17 protein-coding genes are annotated in these 18,116 nt (G+C 70.4%); 11 read left to right on the top strand and 6 right to left on the bottom strand.

The annotated features are described in order from the left end of the window. Window positions 1–40 precede the first annotated feature (40 nt). Both modA and MMA15_RS15065 read right to left on the bottom strand, forming a co-directional pair. Complete coding sequence (gene modA, locus MMA15_RS15070) at window positions 41–916, bottom strand: molybdate ABC transporter substrate-binding protein (protein ID WP_241060249.1); 876 nt, start codon at window positions 914–916, stop codon at window positions 41–43. Between the two features lie 113 nt (window positions 917–1,029). Further along, window positions 1,030–1,428 (bottom strand): TOBE domain-containing protein, encoded by a 399-nt coding sequence (locus tag MMA15_RS15065; protein ID WP_241060247.1) that lies wholly within the window; start codon window positions 1,426–1,428, stop codon window positions 1,030–1,032. A gap of 314 nt (window positions 1,429–1,742) precedes the next feature. On the opposite strand from MMA15_RS15065, the gene MMA15_RS15060 reads away from it, so the two are divergent. The 10 genes from MMA15_RS15060 (at window position 1,743) to MMA15_RS15015 (ending at window position 13,367) form a co-directional block, all read left to right on the top strand. Further along, window positions 1,743–2,537 carry a class I SAM-dependent methyltransferase gene (locus MMA15_RS15060; protein ID WP_241060246.1) on the top strand — a complete coding sequence of 265 codons (795 nt, stop codon included), beginning with the start codon at window positions 1,743–1,745 and terminating at the stop codon, window positions 2,535–2,537. A gap of 144 nt (window positions 2,538–2,681) precedes the next feature. Further along, on the top strand, window positions 2,682–3,164 hold the full coding sequence (locus MMA15_RS15055) for a helix-turn-helix transcriptional regulator (RefSeq protein ID WP_372498243.1): 483 nt from the start codon (window positions 2,682–2,684) through the stop codon (window positions 3,162–3,164). A 5-nt stretch (window positions 3,165–3,169) separates the two neighbouring features. After that, window positions 3,170–3,580 carry a VOC family protein gene (locus MMA15_RS15050; RefSeq protein ID WP_241060244.1) on the top strand — a complete coding sequence of 137 codons (411 nt, stop codon included), beginning with the start codon at window positions 3,170–3,172 and terminating at the stop codon, window positions 3,578–3,580. Between the two features lie 230 nt (window positions 3,581–3,810). Further along, window positions 3,811–6,255 carry an ATP-binding cassette domain-containing protein gene (locus MMA15_RS15045; RefSeq protein ID WP_241060242.1) on the top strand — a complete coding sequence of 815 codons (2,445 nt, stop codon included), beginning with the start codon at window positions 3,811–3,813 and terminating at the stop codon, window positions 6,253–6,255. 230 nt (window positions 6,256–6,485) lie between these two features. Further along, window positions 6,486–7,709 carry a PP2C family protein-serine/threonine phosphatase gene (locus MMA15_RS15040; protein WP_241060240.1) on the top strand — a complete coding sequence of 408 codons (1,224 nt, stop codon included), beginning with the start codon at window positions 6,486–6,488 and terminating at the stop codon, window positions 7,707–7,709. Between the two features lie 280 nt (window positions 7,710–7,989). Next, window positions 7,990–9,252, top strand: a complete 1,263-nt coding sequence (locus MMA15_RS15035) for a PP2C family protein-serine/threonine phosphatase (RefSeq protein ID WP_241060238.1) — start codon at window positions 7,990–7,992, stop codon at window positions 9,250–9,252. A gap of 90 nt (window positions 9,253–9,342) precedes the next feature. After that, window positions 9,343–10,395 carry a pentapeptide repeat-containing protein gene (locus MMA15_RS15030; protein WP_241060236.1) on the top strand — a complete coding sequence of 351 codons (1,053 nt, stop codon included), beginning with the start codon at window positions 9,343–9,345 and terminating at the stop codon, window positions 10,393–10,395. Next, window positions 10,359–11,192 carry a hypothetical protein gene (locus MMA15_RS15025; protein ID WP_241060234.1) on the top strand — a complete coding sequence of 278 codons (834 nt, stop codon included), beginning with the start codon at window positions 10,359–10,361 and terminating at the stop codon, window positions 11,190–11,192. Before MMA15_RS15030 ends, MMA15_RS15025 begins: the two co-directional genes overlap by 37 nt. A gap of 190 nt (window positions 11,193–11,382) precedes the next feature. Continuing rightward, window positions 11,383–11,871, top strand: coding sequence for a hypothetical protein (locus MMA15_RS15020; protein ID WP_241060233.1), 489 nt, complete (start codon window positions 11,383–11,385; stop codon window positions 11,869–11,871). A 164-nt stretch (window positions 11,872–12,035) separates the two neighbouring features. Continuing rightward, on the top strand, window positions 12,036–13,367 hold the full coding sequence (locus tag MMA15_RS15015; protein ID WP_241060232.1) for a Vgb family protein: 1,332 nt from the start codon (window positions 12,036–12,038) through the stop codon (window positions 13,365–13,367). A 229-nt stretch (window positions 13,368–13,596) separates the two neighbouring features. Here the strand turns inward: MMA15_RS15015 and MMA15_RS15010 are convergent, their stop codons facing one another. After that, window positions 13,597–14,007, bottom strand: a complete 411-nt coding sequence (locus tag MMA15_RS15010; protein ID WP_241060230.1) for a VOC family protein — start codon at window positions 14,005–14,007, stop codon at window positions 13,597–13,599. A gap of 13 nt (window positions 14,008–14,020) precedes the next feature. Beyond that, on the bottom strand, window positions 14,021–14,794 hold the full coding sequence (locus MMA15_RS15005; RefSeq protein ID WP_241060228.1) for an arsenate reductase/protein-tyrosine-phosphatase family protein: 774 nt from the start codon (window positions 14,792–14,794) through the stop codon (window positions 14,021–14,023). A 114-nt stretch (window positions 14,795–14,908) separates the two neighbouring features. On the opposite strand from MMA15_RS15005, the gene MMA15_RS15000 reads away from it, so the two are divergent. After that, window positions 14,909–16,195, top strand: coding sequence for an APC family permease (locus MMA15_RS15000; RefSeq protein ID WP_241063204.1), 1,287 nt, complete (start codon window positions 14,909–14,911; stop codon window positions 16,193–16,195). A gap of 30 nt (window positions 16,196–16,225) precedes the next feature. Here the strand turns inward: MMA15_RS15000 and MMA15_RS14995 are convergent, their stop codons facing one another. Next, complete coding sequence (locus tag MMA15_RS14995) at window positions 16,226–16,972, bottom strand: HAD-IA family hydrolase (RefSeq protein WP_241060226.1); 747 nt, start codon at window positions 16,970–16,972, stop codon at window positions 16,226–16,228. A gap of 49 nt (window positions 16,973–17,021) precedes the next feature. Further along, on the bottom strand, window positions 17,022–17,645 hold the full coding sequence (locus tag MMA15_RS14990; RefSeq protein WP_241063203.1) for a GntR family transcriptional regulator: 624 nt from the start codon (window positions 17,643–17,645) through the stop codon (window positions 17,022–17,024). Between the last annotated feature and the right edge of the window lie 471 nt (window positions 17,646–18,116).

The following is an 18,116-nucleotide window of genomic DNA, read 5'->3' as shown; positions in this document are numbered from 1 at the left end:
ATGTGTCCTTCGCATCGCTGCTACGGCTTCCGCGTCACTGCTACGGCTTCAGAAAGCCGGCGTCACGGAGGATCTTCTGCGCGCGTGGCGTGCTCAGCCACTTCACGAACTCCGCGGCGGCATCCGGCCTTTCGGACGACTTCAGGGTGGCCGCCGGGTAGGAGGCGACGGCGTTCTGCGTATCGGGGATCGGCACTGCGTCGATCTTGCCGGGCGCGGTCGCGGCGTCCGTGCGGTAGACGATTCCCGCATCGGCCTCGCCGAGTTCGACCTTGCTCAGCACGGCGCGGACGTTGGGTTCCTCCGACACGGGGTCGACGTGCACCTTCTGCTTGCGCAGGATCTGACGGCTGTAGCGGCCGACCGGCACCTCGGGGGCGGCGAGGACGACCTTCAGCCTCGGATCGGCCAGATCCTCAAGGCTGTTCGGCTTCTTCGCGGCGTCCGCTCCGGAGCCGGTCTCGGTGTCCTCCTCGCCGGAGTCCTTCCCGGCGGAGTCGTCACCGGCGGAGTCGTCACCGGTGGCGTTCTCAGCCCTCGTAGCGATGACGAGGCGGTTCCTGGCGATGACGTCCGGGGTCCCCGTATCCGCCTCGATCTTGTCCATGGTCCTGGCGTCGGCGGTCACCACCGCGTCCGCGGGGGCGCCCTGGCCGATCTGCGCTGCGAGTTCCTGTGAACCTGCGAATGAGAACTTCAGCCTGGTGCCCGGGTGTTGCCTCTCATAGACCGCGCCGGCCTTCTTGAAGACGTCGGTGAGCGACGACGCGGCGAGCACCGTCAGCTCGCCTCCCGGCTCGCCCTTCCCGCCCTGTCCGGTGTCTCCGCTGCCGCCGCCGCACGCCGCGAGCGGCAGTACGAGAGCCACGGCCGCGGCCACGCCGGCGGCGCGACGCGGGATCGAGTCGGCGATCATCTCCGGAAACTCCTCTGAAACGGCGGAAGTCGAGGCGGTACGGGGGCGGACGGGCGGGGCGGGAACGAACCGGGCCGGAACGAACGGGGGCGGGGCGAGGGCCCGTTGGCGGCTCAGTGACGGTCGATGTGCACGTTCGTGGACTTCACTCGCGCCGTCGCCTCCATCCCGACCTCCAGCCCCAGCTCCTCCACGGCCTCGCGGGTCAGCAGGGACACCAGGCGGTGCGGTCCGGCCTGGATCTCGACCTGGGCCGCGACGTCGCCGACCTTCACCGCGGTGACGATGCCGGGGAACGCGTTGCGCGCCGAGGTGTACGAGACCTCGTCGTCACCGCCGTTGGCGCCCTGCCCCGACTCGACTGCGAACGCGGCGAGATCGCGCCCATGGATCAACCGCCGCCCCGCCTCGTCGCGATGCGTGGCGATCCTGCCGCCGTCCGCCCAGCGCCTCGCGGTGTCGGGACTGACACCGAGCAGCCGCGCGGCCTGCCCGATCGTGTAGCTGTGCATGCCCGCAAGACAACCAACACCGCCTCGCATTCACAAGGCGTACGACGGAATCCAGCGCGCATCTGCGATGCCGGGGCGCCGAATCACCTCGCGATCACGAATCGCTCCTTGGCAGCCCCGGGGGTTCCCCGCTCCCGTATCAGCCCCACACCTCGGCTGTGGGCCGGAGCCGCGCCCCGCTTCCCAGGATCGGTTCGGCGGGCTCCCAGGGCCGGGCGGACCACATGGGCTGGGGCGGATCGTGGAGGCGGTCGCGGGGGCGGCGCGCGGTTATCCGGTGGCGTCCGCCCGGCCCGGAGCGCTAAGCAGGGCCCATGGTGGACCGCTTGTTCTCCGATCCCGACCTCGCCGAGCTGTACGACACCCTCTGCGCGGGCCGGGACGACTTCGGCTTCTATCTGCCGCTCGTGAAGGCGGCGCGCTCCGTGCTGGACGTCGGATGCGGTACGGGCGAACTGCTGCACACCGCGCGCAGGGCAGGCCACATGGGCAGGCTCTGCGGACTCGACCCCGCCGAGGCCATGCTCGCCTGCGCACGCACACGGCGGCCCGACGTCGAATGGGTGCTCGGCGACGCCCGATCGGCCGCGCGGCAGGGCGAGTTCGAACTGGTCGTGATGACGGGCCACGCCTTCCAGGTCCTCGTGACCGACGACGAACTCCGCGCCTCCCTGACCGCGATCCGCTCCGCCCTGGCCGAGCACGGCCGCTTCGTCTTCGAGACCCGCAACCCCTCGGCCCGTGCGTGGGAGCGGTGGACCCCGGAACGGGTGACGGAGACGACCGACCCGCACGGACACCCGCTCCGTTCGTGGCACGTGACGGATTCGTGGCACGTGCCGGAGGTACCGGAGGTGCCGGAGGTGCCGGAGGCCGGGGCGGCGGCGGGCAAGGGCACGGTCACCTTCACCCAGACCCTGGTCAGCCCCCGCTGGGACCAGCCCCGCACGTCGCGAAGCACGCTGCGCTTCCTCGGTGCCGACGCGCTGTCGTCGTTCCTGTCGGAGGCCGGACTGGTGATCGCCGAACAGTACGGCGACTGGGACCGCAGCCCGCTGACCGAAGACAGCCCCGAGATCATCACCTTCGCGGAGCGGGCGGGCCGGTAGGGGGCGCGGGTATCGGGCGGACCAGCGGACGGGCGGCGGGCGGTCGGGCGGTCGGATGGCGGCGCGGCCGGGCGGGACCGGCCACAGCCCTGCGACCTCGCCCGACTCTGGGCAGTGTCAGTCCCTCGTGGCACGATCGGGCAGGTGGACAGCAGACCCTCCCCCTCGGCCGCCCGGCCGCGCGAGGCATCCCCGGTGGCGCAGCATCTGCGCGATCTCGTCCGGCTGCGCCGCGTGCGCGACCGGATCGACCGGGAGTACGCGCAGCCGCTGGACGTGGAGGCGCTGGCCCGCGGTGCCCACATGTCGGCCGGGCATCTCAGCCGCGAATTCCGGCGCGCGTACGGGGAGTCGCCGTACGGCTATCTGATGACGCGGCGCATCGAGCGCGCGATGGCGCTGCTGCGCCGTGGCGACCTCAGCGTCACCGAGGTCTGCTTCGCGGTCGGCTGCTCGTCGCTGGGCACCTTCAGCACCCGCTTCACCGAGCTGGTCGGTGTGCCGCCGAGTGTCTACCGGCGCCAGGCCGCGCTCGCCACGGCGGGCATGCCGTCCTGCATGGCGAAGCAGGTGACCAGACCGGTCAGGAATCGAGAAGCGCGGGCCCGCGAGCCGCACCTAGCGTGAGCGCCATGGACATCACCATTCACGCGAGCTTCCTGCCGCACGACGACCCTGCCGCCTCCCTGGCCTTCTACCGCGACACCCTCGGCTTCGAGGTCCGTAACGACGTCGGATACGACGGGATGCGCTGGATCACGGTCGGCCCGCCCGGCCAGCCCGGCACATCGATCGTCCTCCACCCTCCGGCAGTCGACCCCGGTGTCACCGACGACGAGCGCCGCACCATCGCCGAGATGATGGCGAAGGGCACCTACGCCGGGATCCTCCTGGCCACCGCCGATCTCGACGGCGCATTCGCGCGGCTTCAGGAGGGCGACGCCGATGTCGTACAGGAACCGGCGGACCAGCCGTACGGAGTGCGCGACTGTGCAGTCCGCGACCCCGCGGGCAATCTGCTCCGCATCCAGCAACTGCGCTGAGCCGCGCGGCATCCGGCGCCGCCCGCCCCCATCCATGCCAGACGAACCGGCCGCATCAGCCACACCGGCAGCACCGGCCGCGAACCAGACGTACTGTTCGATACTGGTCGAATGAGCCGGGCGCCGCCGGCACCCGCGGCGACCACCGCGGACTCGGCCCCGCGGAACGGTCCTCCCGGAAACAGCCCTCGCCGCGCCACAGTCGGCCCCGCGCAACAGACGGAGACACGATGAGCACCGACACGACAGCCGCCGCGCAGGCGCCGACGAAGCCGCCCGCGCCGCACGCCGCCGACAGCCACGATCTGATCCGCGTGCGCGGAGCACGCGAGAACAACCTCAGGGACGTCAGCATCGAGATCCCGAAGCGGCGGCTGACGGTTTTCACCGGTGTCTCCGGCTCGGGCAAGAGCTCGCTGGTGTTCGACACGATCGCCGCCGAGTCGCAGCGCCTGATCAACGAGACCTACAGCGCGTTCGTACAGGGCTTCATGCCGACGCTGGCACGGCCCGAGGTCGACGTGCTCGAAGGACTGACGACCGCGATCATCGTCGACCAGCAGCGGATGGGGACCGACGCCCGCTCCACGGTGGGCACCGCCACCGACGCCAACGCGATGCTCCGCATCGTCTTCAGCCGTGTCGGCCAGCCGCACATCGGCTCGCCCAACGCCTTCTCCTTCAACGTCCCTTCGGTACGTGCGAGCGGCGCCATCACGGTCGAACGCGGTACGAGCAAGACCGTCAAGGCGACCTTCACCCGCACCGGCGGCATGTGCCCGCGCTGCGAGGGCCGCGGCTCGGTCACCGACTTCGACCTGACCCAGCTCTACGACGACTCCAAGTCGCTCAACGAGGGCGCGCTGACGATCCCCGGCTACAGCGTCGACGGCTGGTACGGCCGCATCTTCAGCGGCTGCGGCTTCTTCGACCCGGACAAGCCGATCCGCCGGTTCACCAAGAAGGAACTCCACGACCTGCTCCACAAGGAGCCCACCAAGATCAAGGTCGACAACATCAATCTGACCTACGAGGGCCTGATCCCGCGGATCAGGAAGTCCTTCCTGGCCAAGGACGTCGACGCGTTGCAGCCGCACGTCCGCGCCTTCGTCGAGCGTGCGGTGACCTTCACCGCCTGCCCCGACTGCGACGGCACACGGCTCAGCGAGGCGGCGCGCTCGTCGAAGATCGACGGCGTCAGCATCGCCGACGCCTGCGCCATGCAGATCAGCGATCTGGCCGGGTGGATACGCGGCCTGTACGAGCCCGCTCCGGGCGCCGGCGAGGGCCGGTACCCCACGGTGGCGCCGCTGCTGAAGGCCCTCGGCGACACCCTCGACTCGTTCGTGGAGATCGGGCTCGGCTATCTCAGCCTCGACCGCCCCTCCGGCACCCTCTCCGGGGGCGAGGCGCAGCGCACCAAGATGATCCGCCACCTCGGGTCCTCGCTGACCGACACCACCTACGTCTTCGACGAGCCCACCATCGGGCTCCACCCCCACGACATCCAGCGGATGAACGATCTTCTGCTGCGGCTGCGCGACAAGGGCAACACGGTGCTCGTCGTGGAGCACAAGCCCGAGACCATCGCCATCGCCGACCATGTCGTCGACCTCGGCCCCGGCGCCGGTACGGCGGGCGGCACCGTCTGCTTCGAGGGCACCGTCGAGGGCCTGCGCTCCGGCGGCACCGTCACCGGCCGCCATCTCGACGATCGTGCCGCGCTCAAGGAGACCGTGCGCAAGCCCACCGGCGCGCTGGAGATCCGCGGTGCGTCGGCGCACAATCTGCGCGACGTGGACGTGGACATTCCGCTGGGGGTGCTCGTCGCCGTCACCGGAGTCGCGGGCTCCGGCAAGAGTTCGCTCGTACACGGATCGCTGGTCGACGGGCCCGCGGCCGCGGAACAGGGCGTGGTGGAGGTCGACCAGAGCCCGATCCGCGGCTCGCGGCGCAGCAACCCGGCGACGTACACGGGGCTGCTCGACCCGGTCCGTAAGGCCTTCGCGAAGGCCAACGGCGTGAAGCCGGGCCTCTTCAGCGCCAACTCCGAGGGCGCCTGCCCCGGTTGCAACGGCGCGGGCGTCGTCTACACCGATCTCGCGATGATGGCCGGGGTGGCGACGACCTGCGAGGAGTGCGAGGGGAAGCGGTTCCAGGCTTCGGTGCTGGACCACCACCTCGGCGGGCGCGACATCAGCGAGGTGCTCGCGATGTCGGTCGCGGAGGCCGAGGAGTTCTTCGCCTCCGGCGAGGCCCGGGTCCCGGCCGCGCACCGCGTGCTCGACCGGCTCTCCGACGTAGGGCTGGGCTATCTCAAGCTCGGCCAGCCGCTGACCACGCTCTCCGGCGGCGAGCGGCAGCGGCTCAAGCTGGCCACGAACATGGGCGGCAAGGGCGGCGTCTATGTGCTCGACGAGCCGACCACCGGTCTCCATCTCGCCGACGTGGAGCAGCTTCTCGGCCTGCTGGACCGGCTCGTCGACTCCGGCAAGTCGGTCGTCGTCATCGAGCACCACCAGGCGGTCATGGCGCACGCCGACTGGATCATCGACCTCGGCCCGGGCGCGGGGCACGACGGCGGCAAGATCGTCTTCGAGGGCACACCCGCCGACCTGATCGCGGCCCGCTCCACGCTGACGGGCGAGCATCTCGCGGCTTACGTCGGGGCCTGAGCGGGCCCGGCCTTACGGGCCGGCACGTACGGGCGCGAGTAGGGAGGTCGGCTGCACGGGACCCGCATGTACGGGTGCGCCTCTACGGAGTCGGCGATGCGGAGCCCGCTTGGCGCGTGGCGCTAGGCGCTTGGCGCCTGGCGCCTGGCGGTCCCGAACTGGCCCATGGCGACGCCCGGCGCCCCACTTGCCCGATTCATGCATATATCCCCTTTGGTTACTATTTGTATATGTCTTCCCCCGAGGTGAAGAGTTCTGAAGCCAGGCTGAGCGAGATACAGGCAGTCACGGACTCCGCGCTCGTCCATGCCGACGTCGAGGAACTCCTGGACGAGCTGCTCGACCGGCTCCGGGAGATCCTCAAGGCCGACACCGCGGCCGTTCTCCTGCTGGACCGCGCCTCCCAGCAGCTCGTCGCATCCGCCGCCAAGGGCATCGAGGAGGAGGTCATCCAGCGCGCCCACGTCCCCGTGGGAGAGGGCTTCGCCGGACGTATCGCCGCCCAGCGGCAGCCGATCATCCTCGAGAACACCCAGGGCGCCGGGCTGTTCAACCCCCTGCTCGAACAGCGGGGCATCCGCTCCCTGCTGGGCGTACCGATGATCGCGGGCGGCGTACTCGTCGGGGTTCTCCACGTCGGTTCGCTCACCCGGCGCCGGTTCACGGGCAGCGACGTGGAACTGCTCCAACTCGCCGCCGGCCGCGCCGCGCTCGCCGTACGCACGGTCACCTCCCGCTCGGAACGCGCGGCCGCGAGGGCCCTCCAGCAGAGCCTGCTGCCCGCCGCGCCCCCGCCGGTCGACGGCGCCCAGCTCGCCGTCCGCTACGCACCCGGCTCGGGTGACATCGGCGGCGACTGGTACGACGTCTTCACCCTCCCCGACGGCCGGCTCTGCTTCGCGATGGGCGACGTCGTCGGCCATGGGCTGGACTCGGCAGTGATCATGGGCCGTACGCGCAGCGCCCTGCGCGCCTACGCCCTCGACTCCCTCGACCCAGCGGAAGTCCTCCACAGGCTCGACCGCAAGGTGCAGCTCTTCGAGCCCGACGCCATGGCGACGGTGCTGTACGCGGTCTGCGAACCGGACCTCGCGCGGGTCCACATCTCCAGCGCAGGTCATCTGCCGCCGGCGATGGTGTCACCCGGGAGCCCCGCGACCTTCCTCGAAGTGGAACCGGACCCGGTGATCGGCGCCGAGCAGACGCGGCCCCGCAGGTCGACGACGGTGGACTTCCCTCAGGGCGCGTTGATGTGCCTCTACACCGACGGCCTCGTCGAACGAAGGGACGAGCCGCTCCAGGACCGTCTTGCGCTGCTGCGTGACTCGCTGTTCCTGGGCATGCCCGAGGCGGTCGGCGCCACGATCATGAGTTCGCTCGTGGGCCGCCACCCCACGGACGACGACGTGGCGCTGCTTGTGATCCGGCGCAACTTCAACCGCTGGAACGAGTGAGGCAGTCCGGCGGGCGGCCGGGCCCGTGGGCCTTGGGCACTGTGCGGTGTCCGCTTCCGCGACCTTCCGTGGCCTCGTTGGCCTCGTTGTCCTCGTTGGCCTCGTTGTCGTCGTTGGCCTCGTGACCGCCATGGCCCCCATGGCCCCCATGGCCCCCGTGGGATCGCCGCCGCCTGAGACGTAAGGCCGCACGGCCCCGGGGCGGCGCCTCGGCCAGTGCGATTAGGCCGTTCGACCCGTGCGATGGCCCCCCGGATCGCCTTGCCCGAAGCTTGAGGCTGTGGAGGAGGAACGGCACGGGAAGGCACAGCGCTCCGGCCGCCGCCGGGTGACGGTGAACCTGTCGGAGGGATTCGGGGAACGCCTACTGGGTCAGCTACTGGACCGTGCTCATGAGATGCCGCCGCAACTGATCGCCCCACTGATCGCGGAGGAGCTCCAGAGGATCGGCGGCAGGGACGTCTCGATCTTCATCCAGGACTACGAGCAGGCCGAGCTGGTACCGCTGCCGGGCCGGGGACTGGTCGTCGGCCAGGCCCTCCCCATCGACGGTTCGCTGGCGGGTGACGCCTTTCTCCGTAAGACCGCGGTCGAGGACGTGCAGCCCGGTGGCGTGCAGATGTACCTGCCGCTCCTGGACGGCAGCGACGAGGTAGGGGTCCTGGCCGTCACCCTCGACGAAGTCGGGGACGACGACCGGCGACTGCTGCGGCGCCTGGCGGGCCTGGTGGCGGATCTGCTGGTCACGAAGAACTCGTACACCGACCGGTTCTTCCAGGCGCGCCGCCGCCTGCCCATGTCGCTGTCGGCCGAGGTCCAGTGGGCGCTGCTGCCTCCGCTGTCCATGGAGACCCCGCAGGTGGCGCTCGCCGGAATCCTGGAACCGGCCTACGACGTCGCCGGTGACAGCCTGGACTACGCCCTCAACGACGACATCCTCAACATGGCCGTCATCGACGCGATGGGCCACGGCCTGAACGCCTCCCTGCTGGCGACCCTCGCGGTCACCACCTACCGGCACGCGCGGCGTCAGGACGTCGGGCTGGAACGGCTGTATTCGTTCATGGACCGGGCGATGGACGAACAGTTCGGTCCCGACCAGTTCGTCACCGCGCAGATGATGCAGTTGCATGTGGGCACCGGCCACCTGGACTGGGTCAACGCCGGTCACCCCGAGCCGTTGCTGATCCGGGGGCACCGGGTGATCCAGACGCTGCAAAGCCCGGGCACCCTGCCCATCGGCTTCGGAGGCGCCTCCCCGCTGGTCTCGTCCATGCAACTCCGCCCCGGCGACCAGGTGTTGTTCTACACCGACGGTCTCGTGGAGGAACACGGGCTCGGTGGCGAGCAGTTCGGCGAGGCCCGCTTGATCGAGACGGTGGAGCGGGTCAGTCCACTCAACGGCGGCGTCCAGTCCCTGGTGCGCAACCTCTCACAGACTCTGAAGCGGGAACGCGGAGGAGTCACCACCGACGACGCGACGCTCCTCCTCGTGGAGTGGCGCGGCGGATCGGCCGATCACCTCGCCATCGTGGACTTCTGACGCCCCGCATCACCTGCTGCCGGAGACTTCCGGCGGGCGGCTGAGACCCCGTCGGCAACCGTCCCCGTCCCGGGTCGCGTCGATCACGGCATGACCGCCATCACGTCGACCGAGCCTCCCCCGTACCCGTATTGCGGCCAGGGCGCCGATGCGGAGGACCCTGTGGGATGCAGGGGCCGCCGTCCTCCGCCCCCGCATCTTCAAGTCGACGAGTCCGAGCCGGAGTTGTACGAGCGAGGGCTCTACGGGGCCTGCCTGGCGCATCTCGACGGCCGCGAACGTCATGCGTATCTGGCGTCCCTCGGCCCCGGCAGCGATCTGGACCACCGTGGTACGCGCTTCCACTCCGCTCTGCTGGACCGCTTGCTGGACGCCGTACGCGATCCCGCCGACGGTCTGCCGCGTATGGGCTCCGCCGAGTTCGGCGCGGCGGTCTTCGAGGGTGAAGTGCCGCTCGGCGGCGCGACGTTCACCGGCGACGCCCGGTTCGAAGAGGCGAGGTTCCGGCGCGACGCCGACTTCGGCGAGGTGAGGTTCGAGGGTGTCGCCGGATTCGACTGGGCGACTTTCGGTGGCGGCGCCTGGTTCGAAACCGCGAACTTCGAGGGCGTAGCGGCATTCGACCGGGCGACGTTCGAGAGCGGCGCGTCTTTCGGCGAGGCGAAGTTCGAGCGCGCCGTCCGCTTCCACCGGGCGAGGTTCGACGAGATGGCCGACTTCGACGCGGCCTCGTTCGGGGACGCCGCGGTCTTCTACGAGACGGCGTTCCACGGTGAAGCGCTGTTCAGGCGGGCGGCGTTCAAGGGCGACGCCACGTTCCGTGAGGCGGCGTTCGAGCGCGACGCCAGATTCGAGGAGGCAGCTTTCGAGAAGGCGGCGCGAATTGGACCGCTCGCATGCCGCGGCACGGTGGATCTCACCGCGGCGGTGTTCTCCGTAGCGGTGACCCTGGAGATCGCGGCGGGCCGGGTGCACTGCCGCCATACGCACTGGGCATCCAAGGCCGCGCTGCGCCTGCGGCACGCGGTGCTCGACCTCAGCGACGCGGTACTGGAGTTCCCGATGAGCGTCGCCGGCCAACCCCCTTCGCCGTCTACGGAAACCGGGTGCTCGACGAGACCGGGATCGCCCAAGTGCCGGTAAGCGTCGCCTCGTTGCACGGCGTCGACGCGTCCCATCTCGTCCTCACCGACGTCGACCTGACCGACTGCCGCTTCGCGGGCACCATTCACCTCGACCAGTTGCGCCTCCACGGCCGCTGCACACTGCCCGCCGCACCCGACGGCCTGCGACGCCGGGGCCCCGTGCCGCTGCGCTGGACCTCACGGCAGACCATCGCCGAGGAACACCACTGGCGGGCCACCCGCACACGGACCGCGATCGGCTGGACCCCCGAACCCGGCGGCCGCACCCCGCTGGAGCCCGCCGCGCTGGCGCCCGTCTACCGGGAGCTGCGCAAGGGCTTCGAGGACTCCAAGAACGAGCCGGGCGCCGCCGACTTCTACTACGGCGAGATGGAGATGCGCCGCCACGACCGTCACACCCCGGCCGCCGAACGCGCGCTGCTGTGGCTCTACTGGGCGGCCTCCGGCTACGGACTACGCGCCTCCCGCGCCCTGGGCTGGCTGCTGTGCGCGATGACCGCCACCGTCCTGCTGATGATCGGCTTCGGCCTCCCGGACACCCCCGCCAAGCCCTACCCGCCCGCCGCCGGCGTCGTCGGCAGGCAAAACCCCCGGCTCCAGGCCGACTTCACCGAACGCTTCACGGCCGCCCGCGCACACAAGGCCGCCGACGTCGTCGTCGACTCCGTCATCTTCCGCTCCAGCGGCCAGAGCCTCACCACAGCCGGGCGCTACACCGAAATGGCCTCCCGCCTCACCGAACCCGTCCTCCTCGCCCTCGCCCTGCTGGCCATCCGAGGCCGCGTGAAGCGGTAGCCCACGGTCGGCAGCGTGGCGACGTACGGAGACGTACGGAGACGTACGGAGAGCTGGAGGCACCCTGCAACGACCCGGCCGGCGCCGTACGGGGAACGGTCACAGAATGGCCGCTTCTCTCCAATACCCCTCACAAATCGCCCAGTTGGGCACTACGGTCACTTCACCCGAAAACACCATGGGGGCTGAGATGACCAACCCGTACGGCACTCCGGTACCGCCGGCACCGCGCCCGCCGACCGCCCGGCCGCTGCACAAGCGCGTACTCGTATGGGTGGGAGGCTCGGCCCTGTTCCTCGCGGGTGCGGTCGTGGGCTCCGCCGGAAACGACGGGCAAGAGCCGGTCGAGGCGAGGGTCAGGCCGGAGACGACCGTCACGGCCACGCCCGAGCCAGGCCCGACCGTGACCGAGACTGCCAAGGCCAAGGCGAGGCCCGGCCCCACGGTCACGGTCACCAAGGCGGCCGCCTCCGGGAGCGGCGACACCGGCGGCGACAGCGACAGCAGCAACGGCGAGGACAGTGCGGGCAGTTGCTCGATCGTCTCCAACTCTGGGAACTGCTACTCGGCCGGACAGTACTGCCGGAACAGCGACCACGGAGCCGTCACCACCACCGAGAGCGGTGCGAGGATCAAGTGCGCACAGCGCTCGAACGCCTGGCGCTGGACGTACGCCTGACGGGAGAGCAGCAGCGGCCGGACCGCTGGCCAGGGTGGCGTAAGCGGGTGGGGGATCGGGTTGTCGGGTCGTGGTGGCGCGTATGTCCCGGTGTGAGGGCGTGTGACGTACCTCGGGCAGGCACGGACGCCTGCCCGGCACGCGCCCGCGCGCAAAGGAGCATCATGCACACGATCGAACGCAACTCCCGTACCCGTGCCCGCAGTTCGCGCTGGCTTACCGCCGCGGTGACGGTGGCCGCCGTCGCCTCCGGCGGCATCGCACTCGCCACACCCGCCAACGCCGCCGAGACACAGACCGCCGCACCTGCTGCCGCCCCGGCACCGGACCCGCTCGACTGCCCCTCCGCAGGCTGCCGTCGGGTCGCGGAGGGGTTCACCAATCCGTCCGGCGTCGCACTGGACGGTCATGGCAAGGCGTACGTAGCCGACGGCAGCAGCGGCAATCTGGTCGAGATCGACCTGGCCTCGGGCGCGCGGCACGAGATCACCACCGGTCTCGGCAACACCCTGGGAGTCGCGCTGGACGGCGAAGGCCACGCCTACAGCACCTCCACGAGCACCGGGAAGCTCTATCGGGTCGACCTTTCGACCGGCCAGAAGTCGGAGGTCGCCACCGGCCTCGGCGGCCCGCACCGCGTGGCTTTGGAGGGGAACGGCAAGGCCGTCGTCACCGACCACGTCAACAACCGGGTCTGGGAGGTCGACCTGACCGACGGCCGCAAGGACGAGGTCACCACGGGCATCGGCAATCCCCACGGCGTCGCCCTCGACGGAAAGGGCACCGCCTACGTGGCCGCCTTCAACGAAGGCAAGCTCTACGCCGTCGACCTCAACACCGGCCGCAAGTCGGTCGTCGCCGACGGCCTCGGCGGGGTGAGCGGGGTCGCGCTCAGCAACGGCCACGCCTACCTGGCCCAGCAGGGCGGCAAGCTGTGGGACGTCGACCTCCACAGCCGCGCCAAGCGCACGGTGGCCACGAGCAAACACATGTGGGACGTCGCGCTGGACAAGGACGGCACCGCCTACGTCACCGACAACACCGGCAAGGTGCTGTGGCGCATCAACGACGGCGGCACCCCGGCCCCGCCGCCTCCGCCCAGCGGCGATGCGAAGGTCGACCTCAAGCCGGTCCCGGACATCACGGCGAAGCCGGGCGAGACCGCGGTGCCGCGGATCAACGTCAAGAACACCGGCGGCAAGCGCATCGGCAACCAGGACATCACCCTCAAGCTGGGCCCCGAGGGCGTGAAATGGGGCTTCAACGTGGTCTACCAGGACCGCGACGGCAACCTCGTCGAGGCCCCCTGCCATGTCGTCGACGGCGACGCGGGCACCTCCCTCTGCAAGGACGTACCCCTCAATCTCGACCCCGGTCAGAGCGTCGAGCTTCGTACGGAGGTCAACACCGACAAGTCCCTCAAGCCCGGTGACATGCCGTCCATCACCTGGCACATCGCCGACAAGACCGCGAAGACCGACTGGCTCATGAAGTAACGACGACGGTTCCGCCCCACTCCTGCCCTTCCCCCGGTTCCCGGCCTCGGCCTCCCCCGCCGGGACCGGGGACCCCAGGCCGCGAGCCCCCTGGCGGTCGCACTGCCGTGGAGGCGTTCGAAGAGATCCTCGCGGCCCAACTCGCCCAATCGAGGCCGCGATCCGACCTTCCGCGGCGCTCGCCCCGTGATCGCGAAGTCGCGGCGGAGTCTCTCGTGGTGAGTCCGGGTCAGGGTGCGGCCTGTGCGGGCGTACCGGGCCGGTGGGCGGGCTGGAACAGTTCGACGAGGTTCCCGGCGGGGTCGGCGATGAGGACCTGGCGTCCGCCCGGACCGGCGACCATCTCGCTCTGAAAAGACAGTCCTGCGCTGCGCAGCCGGTCGATCTCGGCATCCAGGTCGTCGACGGTCAGATGGATGCGGTTGCGTCCGGCCATGGCGGCGTCCTCGGGGGTGGCGCGGGCGCCCGAGCTGGTCGGCCCGGACAGCAGCAGCCGCATCGGGCCGCGTACGACGTCGGCGAAGGCGGGCGCGGCGCTGGTGTTGAGGGTGAATCCGAGATGGGCGGTGTAGAAGTCGACCGCCCGCTGAACGTCGTCGACGAGGTAGCGGACACTTGCGTACTGCTCGGGTGCGGGCACGGCTGAATCTCCTTCAGGAGCGGGTGGCTGTGAGGACGGGCAGCAGATGTGTGATGCGGGTGTCGATCTCGGCCGCGGTGCGCTGGAAGGCGGCGTAGCCGATCCGGTCGGCGTCACCGGCCGCGGCGGGGTCGGGGATGCTCCAGTGCGCCCGCCGGGGATGGCCCCGAAAGTCAGGGCAGACCTCGCGGGCTCTGTCGCACAGGCTGATCACGTGATCGAAGCGGCGGCCGGTCAGGGTCTCCCAGTGCCGGGGCCGCCGGTCCGTGATGTCGACGCCGAATTCGTCGTGCAGCACCCGTACGGCCTTGGCATGGAGGCGGGACTTCGGCCGGCTGCCGGCGCTGGCCACCTCCACTCGGCCACCGGTCCGGCGGTTCAGCAGGGCCTCGGCCATCGGAGAGCGGGCGCTGTTGCCTGTGCATACGAACAGGACGCCTACGCGGGGCGAGCGCCGCAGGTCCGCTGGGCGTGGGTGCGGTGCGGACTCCCGGTGCAGAGCCGGGTGCAGCGCGGCTCCGGCGTCGGTCAGCGCATCGGCGCAGCGGTCCAGATCCAGGTGGTAGTAGCTGTCGCGGCCGTCGAAGCTGCTGCGCCTGGCGGTGACCAGCCCGCCGTCACGCAGCAGCCGCAGGTGGTAGGAGACCAGGTTCTGCGGCTCCCCGACCAGCCTCACCAACTCCCGGACCCGATAGTCGCTTTCCGCGAGTTCGGCGAGCAGCCGCCATCGCAGCGGATGGGAGGCCAACCGCACGAACGCCGGGGTGTCTTGATTCGACGACGCCATGAAAGGCAGAATACATCAAGCCCATTTGATGCGTATTACCGCGTGCTGAGGAGGTGGCCCGTGGCGTCCGAGCCGCAGCCCCGTGGCGGACCGGGACCGGACCGGTCCGCGCCGGTGGGCTCAGGGCCCTTGGCACGGCAGTTGGGGACCGCAGACGCGGTGGTCATCGGGCTGGGCTCGATGATCGGAGCCGGTGTGTTCGCGGTGTTCGGTCCGGCGGCCCGCGCGGCCGGGACCGGCCTGCTGATCGGGCTGCTGATCGCGGCGGTGATCGCCTACTGCAACGCGGTGGCCTCCGCCCAGCTTGCGGCGGCGTACCCGACCTCCGGCGGCACGTACGTCTACGGGCGGGAGCGCCTCGGGCACTGGTGGGGATTCACGGCAGGCTGGGGCTTCGTGGTGGGCAAGACCGCCTCGTGTGCGGCGATGGCGCTCACCTTCGCGTCCTACGCGGTGCCCGGTCCGGAGTGGAAGCAACGCGCGGCGGCGGTCGCGTGCGTGCTGGGCCTGGCCGCGCTCAACTACCGCGGCGTGACCAAGACCGCGCTGCTGACCCGGGTGTTGGTCGCCACGAGTCTGACAGCCCTGGTCGTCGTGGTGGTGAGCATCGGCGTTGGCGGGCACGCGAGTTCGGCGAATCTCGACGGCTGGTCAGCGATGGGCACCGGCGGTGCCTACGGCATCCTTCAGGCCGCGGGCCTGCTGTTCTTCGCCTTCGCCGGGTACGCCCGCATCGCCACCATGGGCGAGGAGGTCCGCGACCCCCAGCGCACCATCCCCCGAGCCATCCCCCTGGCTCTGTTCATCACCGTCGCCGTCTACCTGGTCGTAGCGGTCACGGCTCTGCTGGCCGCAGGCCCCCATCGGCTCGCCACAGCCGTGGCACCGCTGACCGCGGCCGTGCAAGCCGCAGGCGCCGATACCGTCGCTCCCGTCGTCCGCATCGGTGGAGCGCTCGCCGCGCTCGGCGCTCTGCTCGCCCTGCTCGCGGGCATCGGCCGCACCAGCCTGGCCATGGCCCGGCAACGCGACCTGCCCGGCTGGCTGGCCGGAGTCCACGTTCGTTTCCGCGTACCGCACCGCGCCGAGATCGCGCTCGCGTTCGTGGTGAGCGCGCTGGTCGCCACCGTCGACCTGCGCGGGGTGATCGGCTTCTCGTCCTTCGGCGTGCTGATCTACTACGCCGTCGCCAACGCCTCCGCGTTCACGCAATCCCCGGGCCAACGGCGCTGGCCACGCTGGCTCAACATGCTCGGCCTCGGCGGCTGCCTGATCCTGGTGAGCACCCTGCCGTGGCAGTCCGTGGTGGTCGGTGTCGCCATGTTCGCCGTCGGCCTCACCGGGCGCTGGGCCGTCCTGCGCCGCCGCACACCGCCACCGCATCCGCCGGCCAGCCGGTGAGGGTCGCGAGTGACGGCCGACGGTCCACCCCTACGGCTCAGGTCGGCCCTGCGCCTCGTCTGCGACCGCCTCGGCGAGTTCGGCCAACGACGAGTAGTGGTAGTCGGGGGTGGTGATCGTGGCCGTAGCCGGGGTGGCGCCAGTCCCGGCCCGGCCGCGTCGGCGTTCGATCCAGCAGACCCGGTAGCCGAGGCGCTTGGCGGCACCGATGTCGTGGTACTGGCTCTGCGCCACATGCAGGTAGTCGGTACGGACGTAGCCATGCACGCTTTGCCGGCCGAGGCAGTATGCGAACACATCGGAGTCGGGCTTGTTCACGCCCACGTCTTCGGCGGTGACGGTGTCGTGAAAAGGCTCGCCGAGGGTGGTGGCCATGTGTCGCGTGGCCCAGTTGTCGGCGTTGGTCAACGCCACCAGACGGAACCGTTCCCGCAGCCACGCGAGCGAGCGGACCGCGTCGGGAAAGGCCGGCCAGCGCGGGATCGAGGCGCGAAGCGCGGCGCCGTGGGCACCTGGATCGGGCAGACCGAGATCCCCGGCGAGCTCCGTGTAGATCGGTGCCAGCATCTGCGTGAACGGCAGTTCAGGCGTGCGTCGTTGCTGTGCGTCTTCCGCCCGCGCGAAGCGGGCGAGGATCTCGGCGTCGTCCACGCGCTCGCCCACGGCTGGGTCGAGAGCATGGACACAGGCGAGGATTCCGGCCTCGAAGTCGATCAGAGTGCCCACGACGTCGAACGTCAGGATGCGCGCGTCACGCAACGACATGGCTTCGACCACCTGTCAGAGCTCGGTTCGGGCACGGGGACGGGTCAGGCATGGGGACGGGTCAGGCATGGCCGGTCAGCAGGATTCGTTCGGACGCCTCCAGGTGGCCGCGGCAGGCGGCGACCGCCCGGTCGGCATCCCCGGAACAGACTTCTTCGACGAGTTCCCGGTGTTCTTCGGCGATCTGACGCGGCGACTGGTACGAGAACCGAAGCTGCGTGATGCACAGGCGGATCTCATCGGTGATGCCGGCGTAGACGCGGCTCATCCGCGGACTCCCGACGCCGTCCACGAGTGCCCGATGCAGGGCCAGGTCGTGTGCGACGACCTCATGCCACCCGTCGTCGTCGGTCAGCGCTTCGAGCTGCCGCAGCGCCCGCATGGCCGGCGCCGGGCGAATCCCACGGCGGGCGAGGGTGTGCACCGCGTCGACCTCCAGCAGCGTCCGCACCGCGAACAGGTCCCGTACGTCCTCGGGACCGAGTCGCGGCACATACACACTGCGGTTGGGCTCCCGGTAGAGCAGCCCGCTCTGGACCAGCGCCTGCAACGCCGCCCGCACGCTCGGCCGCGCGACCTGGAACCTCTCGGCAAGCGCCGCTTCCGACACCCGCGTACCCGCTGCCAGGTCACCGCGGAAGACCAGCTCCCGCAGCTCACCCACCAGCGCGTCCACGACCGACACTGCGCGCAAAGGCGACGACGACTCCACAGCCCCAGACCCTTCCCTTGTCTAACGAGAAAAACTGTATGACAATTGCCCTGGTCCAACAAGGCTCTAAGGGCGGCCGTGGGCGTATCGGTGTCGTCCAGGGCGACGGGCTCAACGCGAGGCTCCTGAGACATCACGCCGCATCCGCCGCGGGGACACCCACTCACTGCGTTGCCTCAAGCGAGGAACAGGTCAGGGTCAGCAAAGGCCGTACCGGCGACGGTCCTCAGAAGGCGAGAGAAGAATGCGTGCCGTACTGCTCACGGGCTTCGGCGGTCCGGAGAAGCCCGCGTACCGACGACGTGCCAGACCCGCGACCGGGCCCGGGCGAGGTGCGGGTGCGGGTCGGCGCCACCGCGATCAACAACCGACATCTGGACGAGGGAAGGCGCCGACGGTTCCCACGACTCCCCCGGTTCAGGCGCGGGCTGGCGCAGAGAGCCG

Source organism: Streptomyces marispadix, assembly GCF_022524345.1.
GTDB classification, from domain to species: Bacteria; Actinomycetota; Actinomycetes; order Streptomycetales; family Streptomycetaceae; genus Streptomyces; species Streptomyces marispadix.
Note: the sequence above shows the minus strand (reverse complement) of the source record. Positions and strands in the feature narration are given on the sequence as shown.

What these genes read in the sequence shown, in the direction of transcription:
- MMA15_RS15040 (WP_241060240.1), top strand. Translation starts at nt 6,486, where the DNA reads ATGTCTTCCCCCGAGGTGAAGAGTTCTGAAGCCAGGCTGAGCGAGATA.
- MMA15_RS15005 (WP_241060228.1), bottom strand. Translation starts at nt 14,794, where the DNA reads ATGGCGTCGTCGAATCAAGACACCCCGGCGTTCGTGCGGTTGGCCTCC.
- MMA15_RS15030 (WP_241060236.1), top strand. Translation starts at nt 9,343, where the DNA reads ATGACCGCCATCACGTCGACCGAGCCTCCCCCGTACCCGTATTGCGGC.
- modA (WP_241060249.1), bottom strand. Translation starts at nt 916, where the DNA reads ATGATCGCCGACTCGATCCCGCGTCGCGCCGCCGGCGTGGCCGCGGCC.
- MMA15_RS15020 (WP_241060233.1), top strand. Translation starts at nt 11,383, where the DNA reads ATGACCAACCCGTACGGCACTCCGGTACCGCCGGCACCGCGCCCGCCG.
- MMA15_RS15060 (WP_241060246.1), top strand. Translation starts at nt 1,743, where the DNA reads ATGGTGGACCGCTTGTTCTCCGATCCCGACCTCGCCGAGCTGTACGAC.
- MMA15_RS15065 (WP_241060247.1), bottom strand. Translation starts at nt 1,428, where the DNA reads ATGCACAGCTACACGATCGGGCAGGCCGCGCGGCTGCTCGGTGTCAGT.
- MMA15_RS15045 (WP_241060242.1), top strand. Translation starts at nt 3,811, where the DNA reads ATGAGCACCGACACGACAGCCGCCGCGCAGGCGCCGACGAAGCCGCCC.
- MMA15_RS15015 (WP_241060232.1), top strand. Translation starts at nt 12,036, where the DNA reads ATGCACACGATCGAACGCAACTCCCGTACCCGTGCCCGCAGTTCGCGC.
- MMA15_RS15050 (WP_241060244.1), top strand. Translation starts at nt 3,170, where the DNA reads ATGGACATCACCATTCACGCGAGCTTCCTGCCGCACGACGACCCTGCC.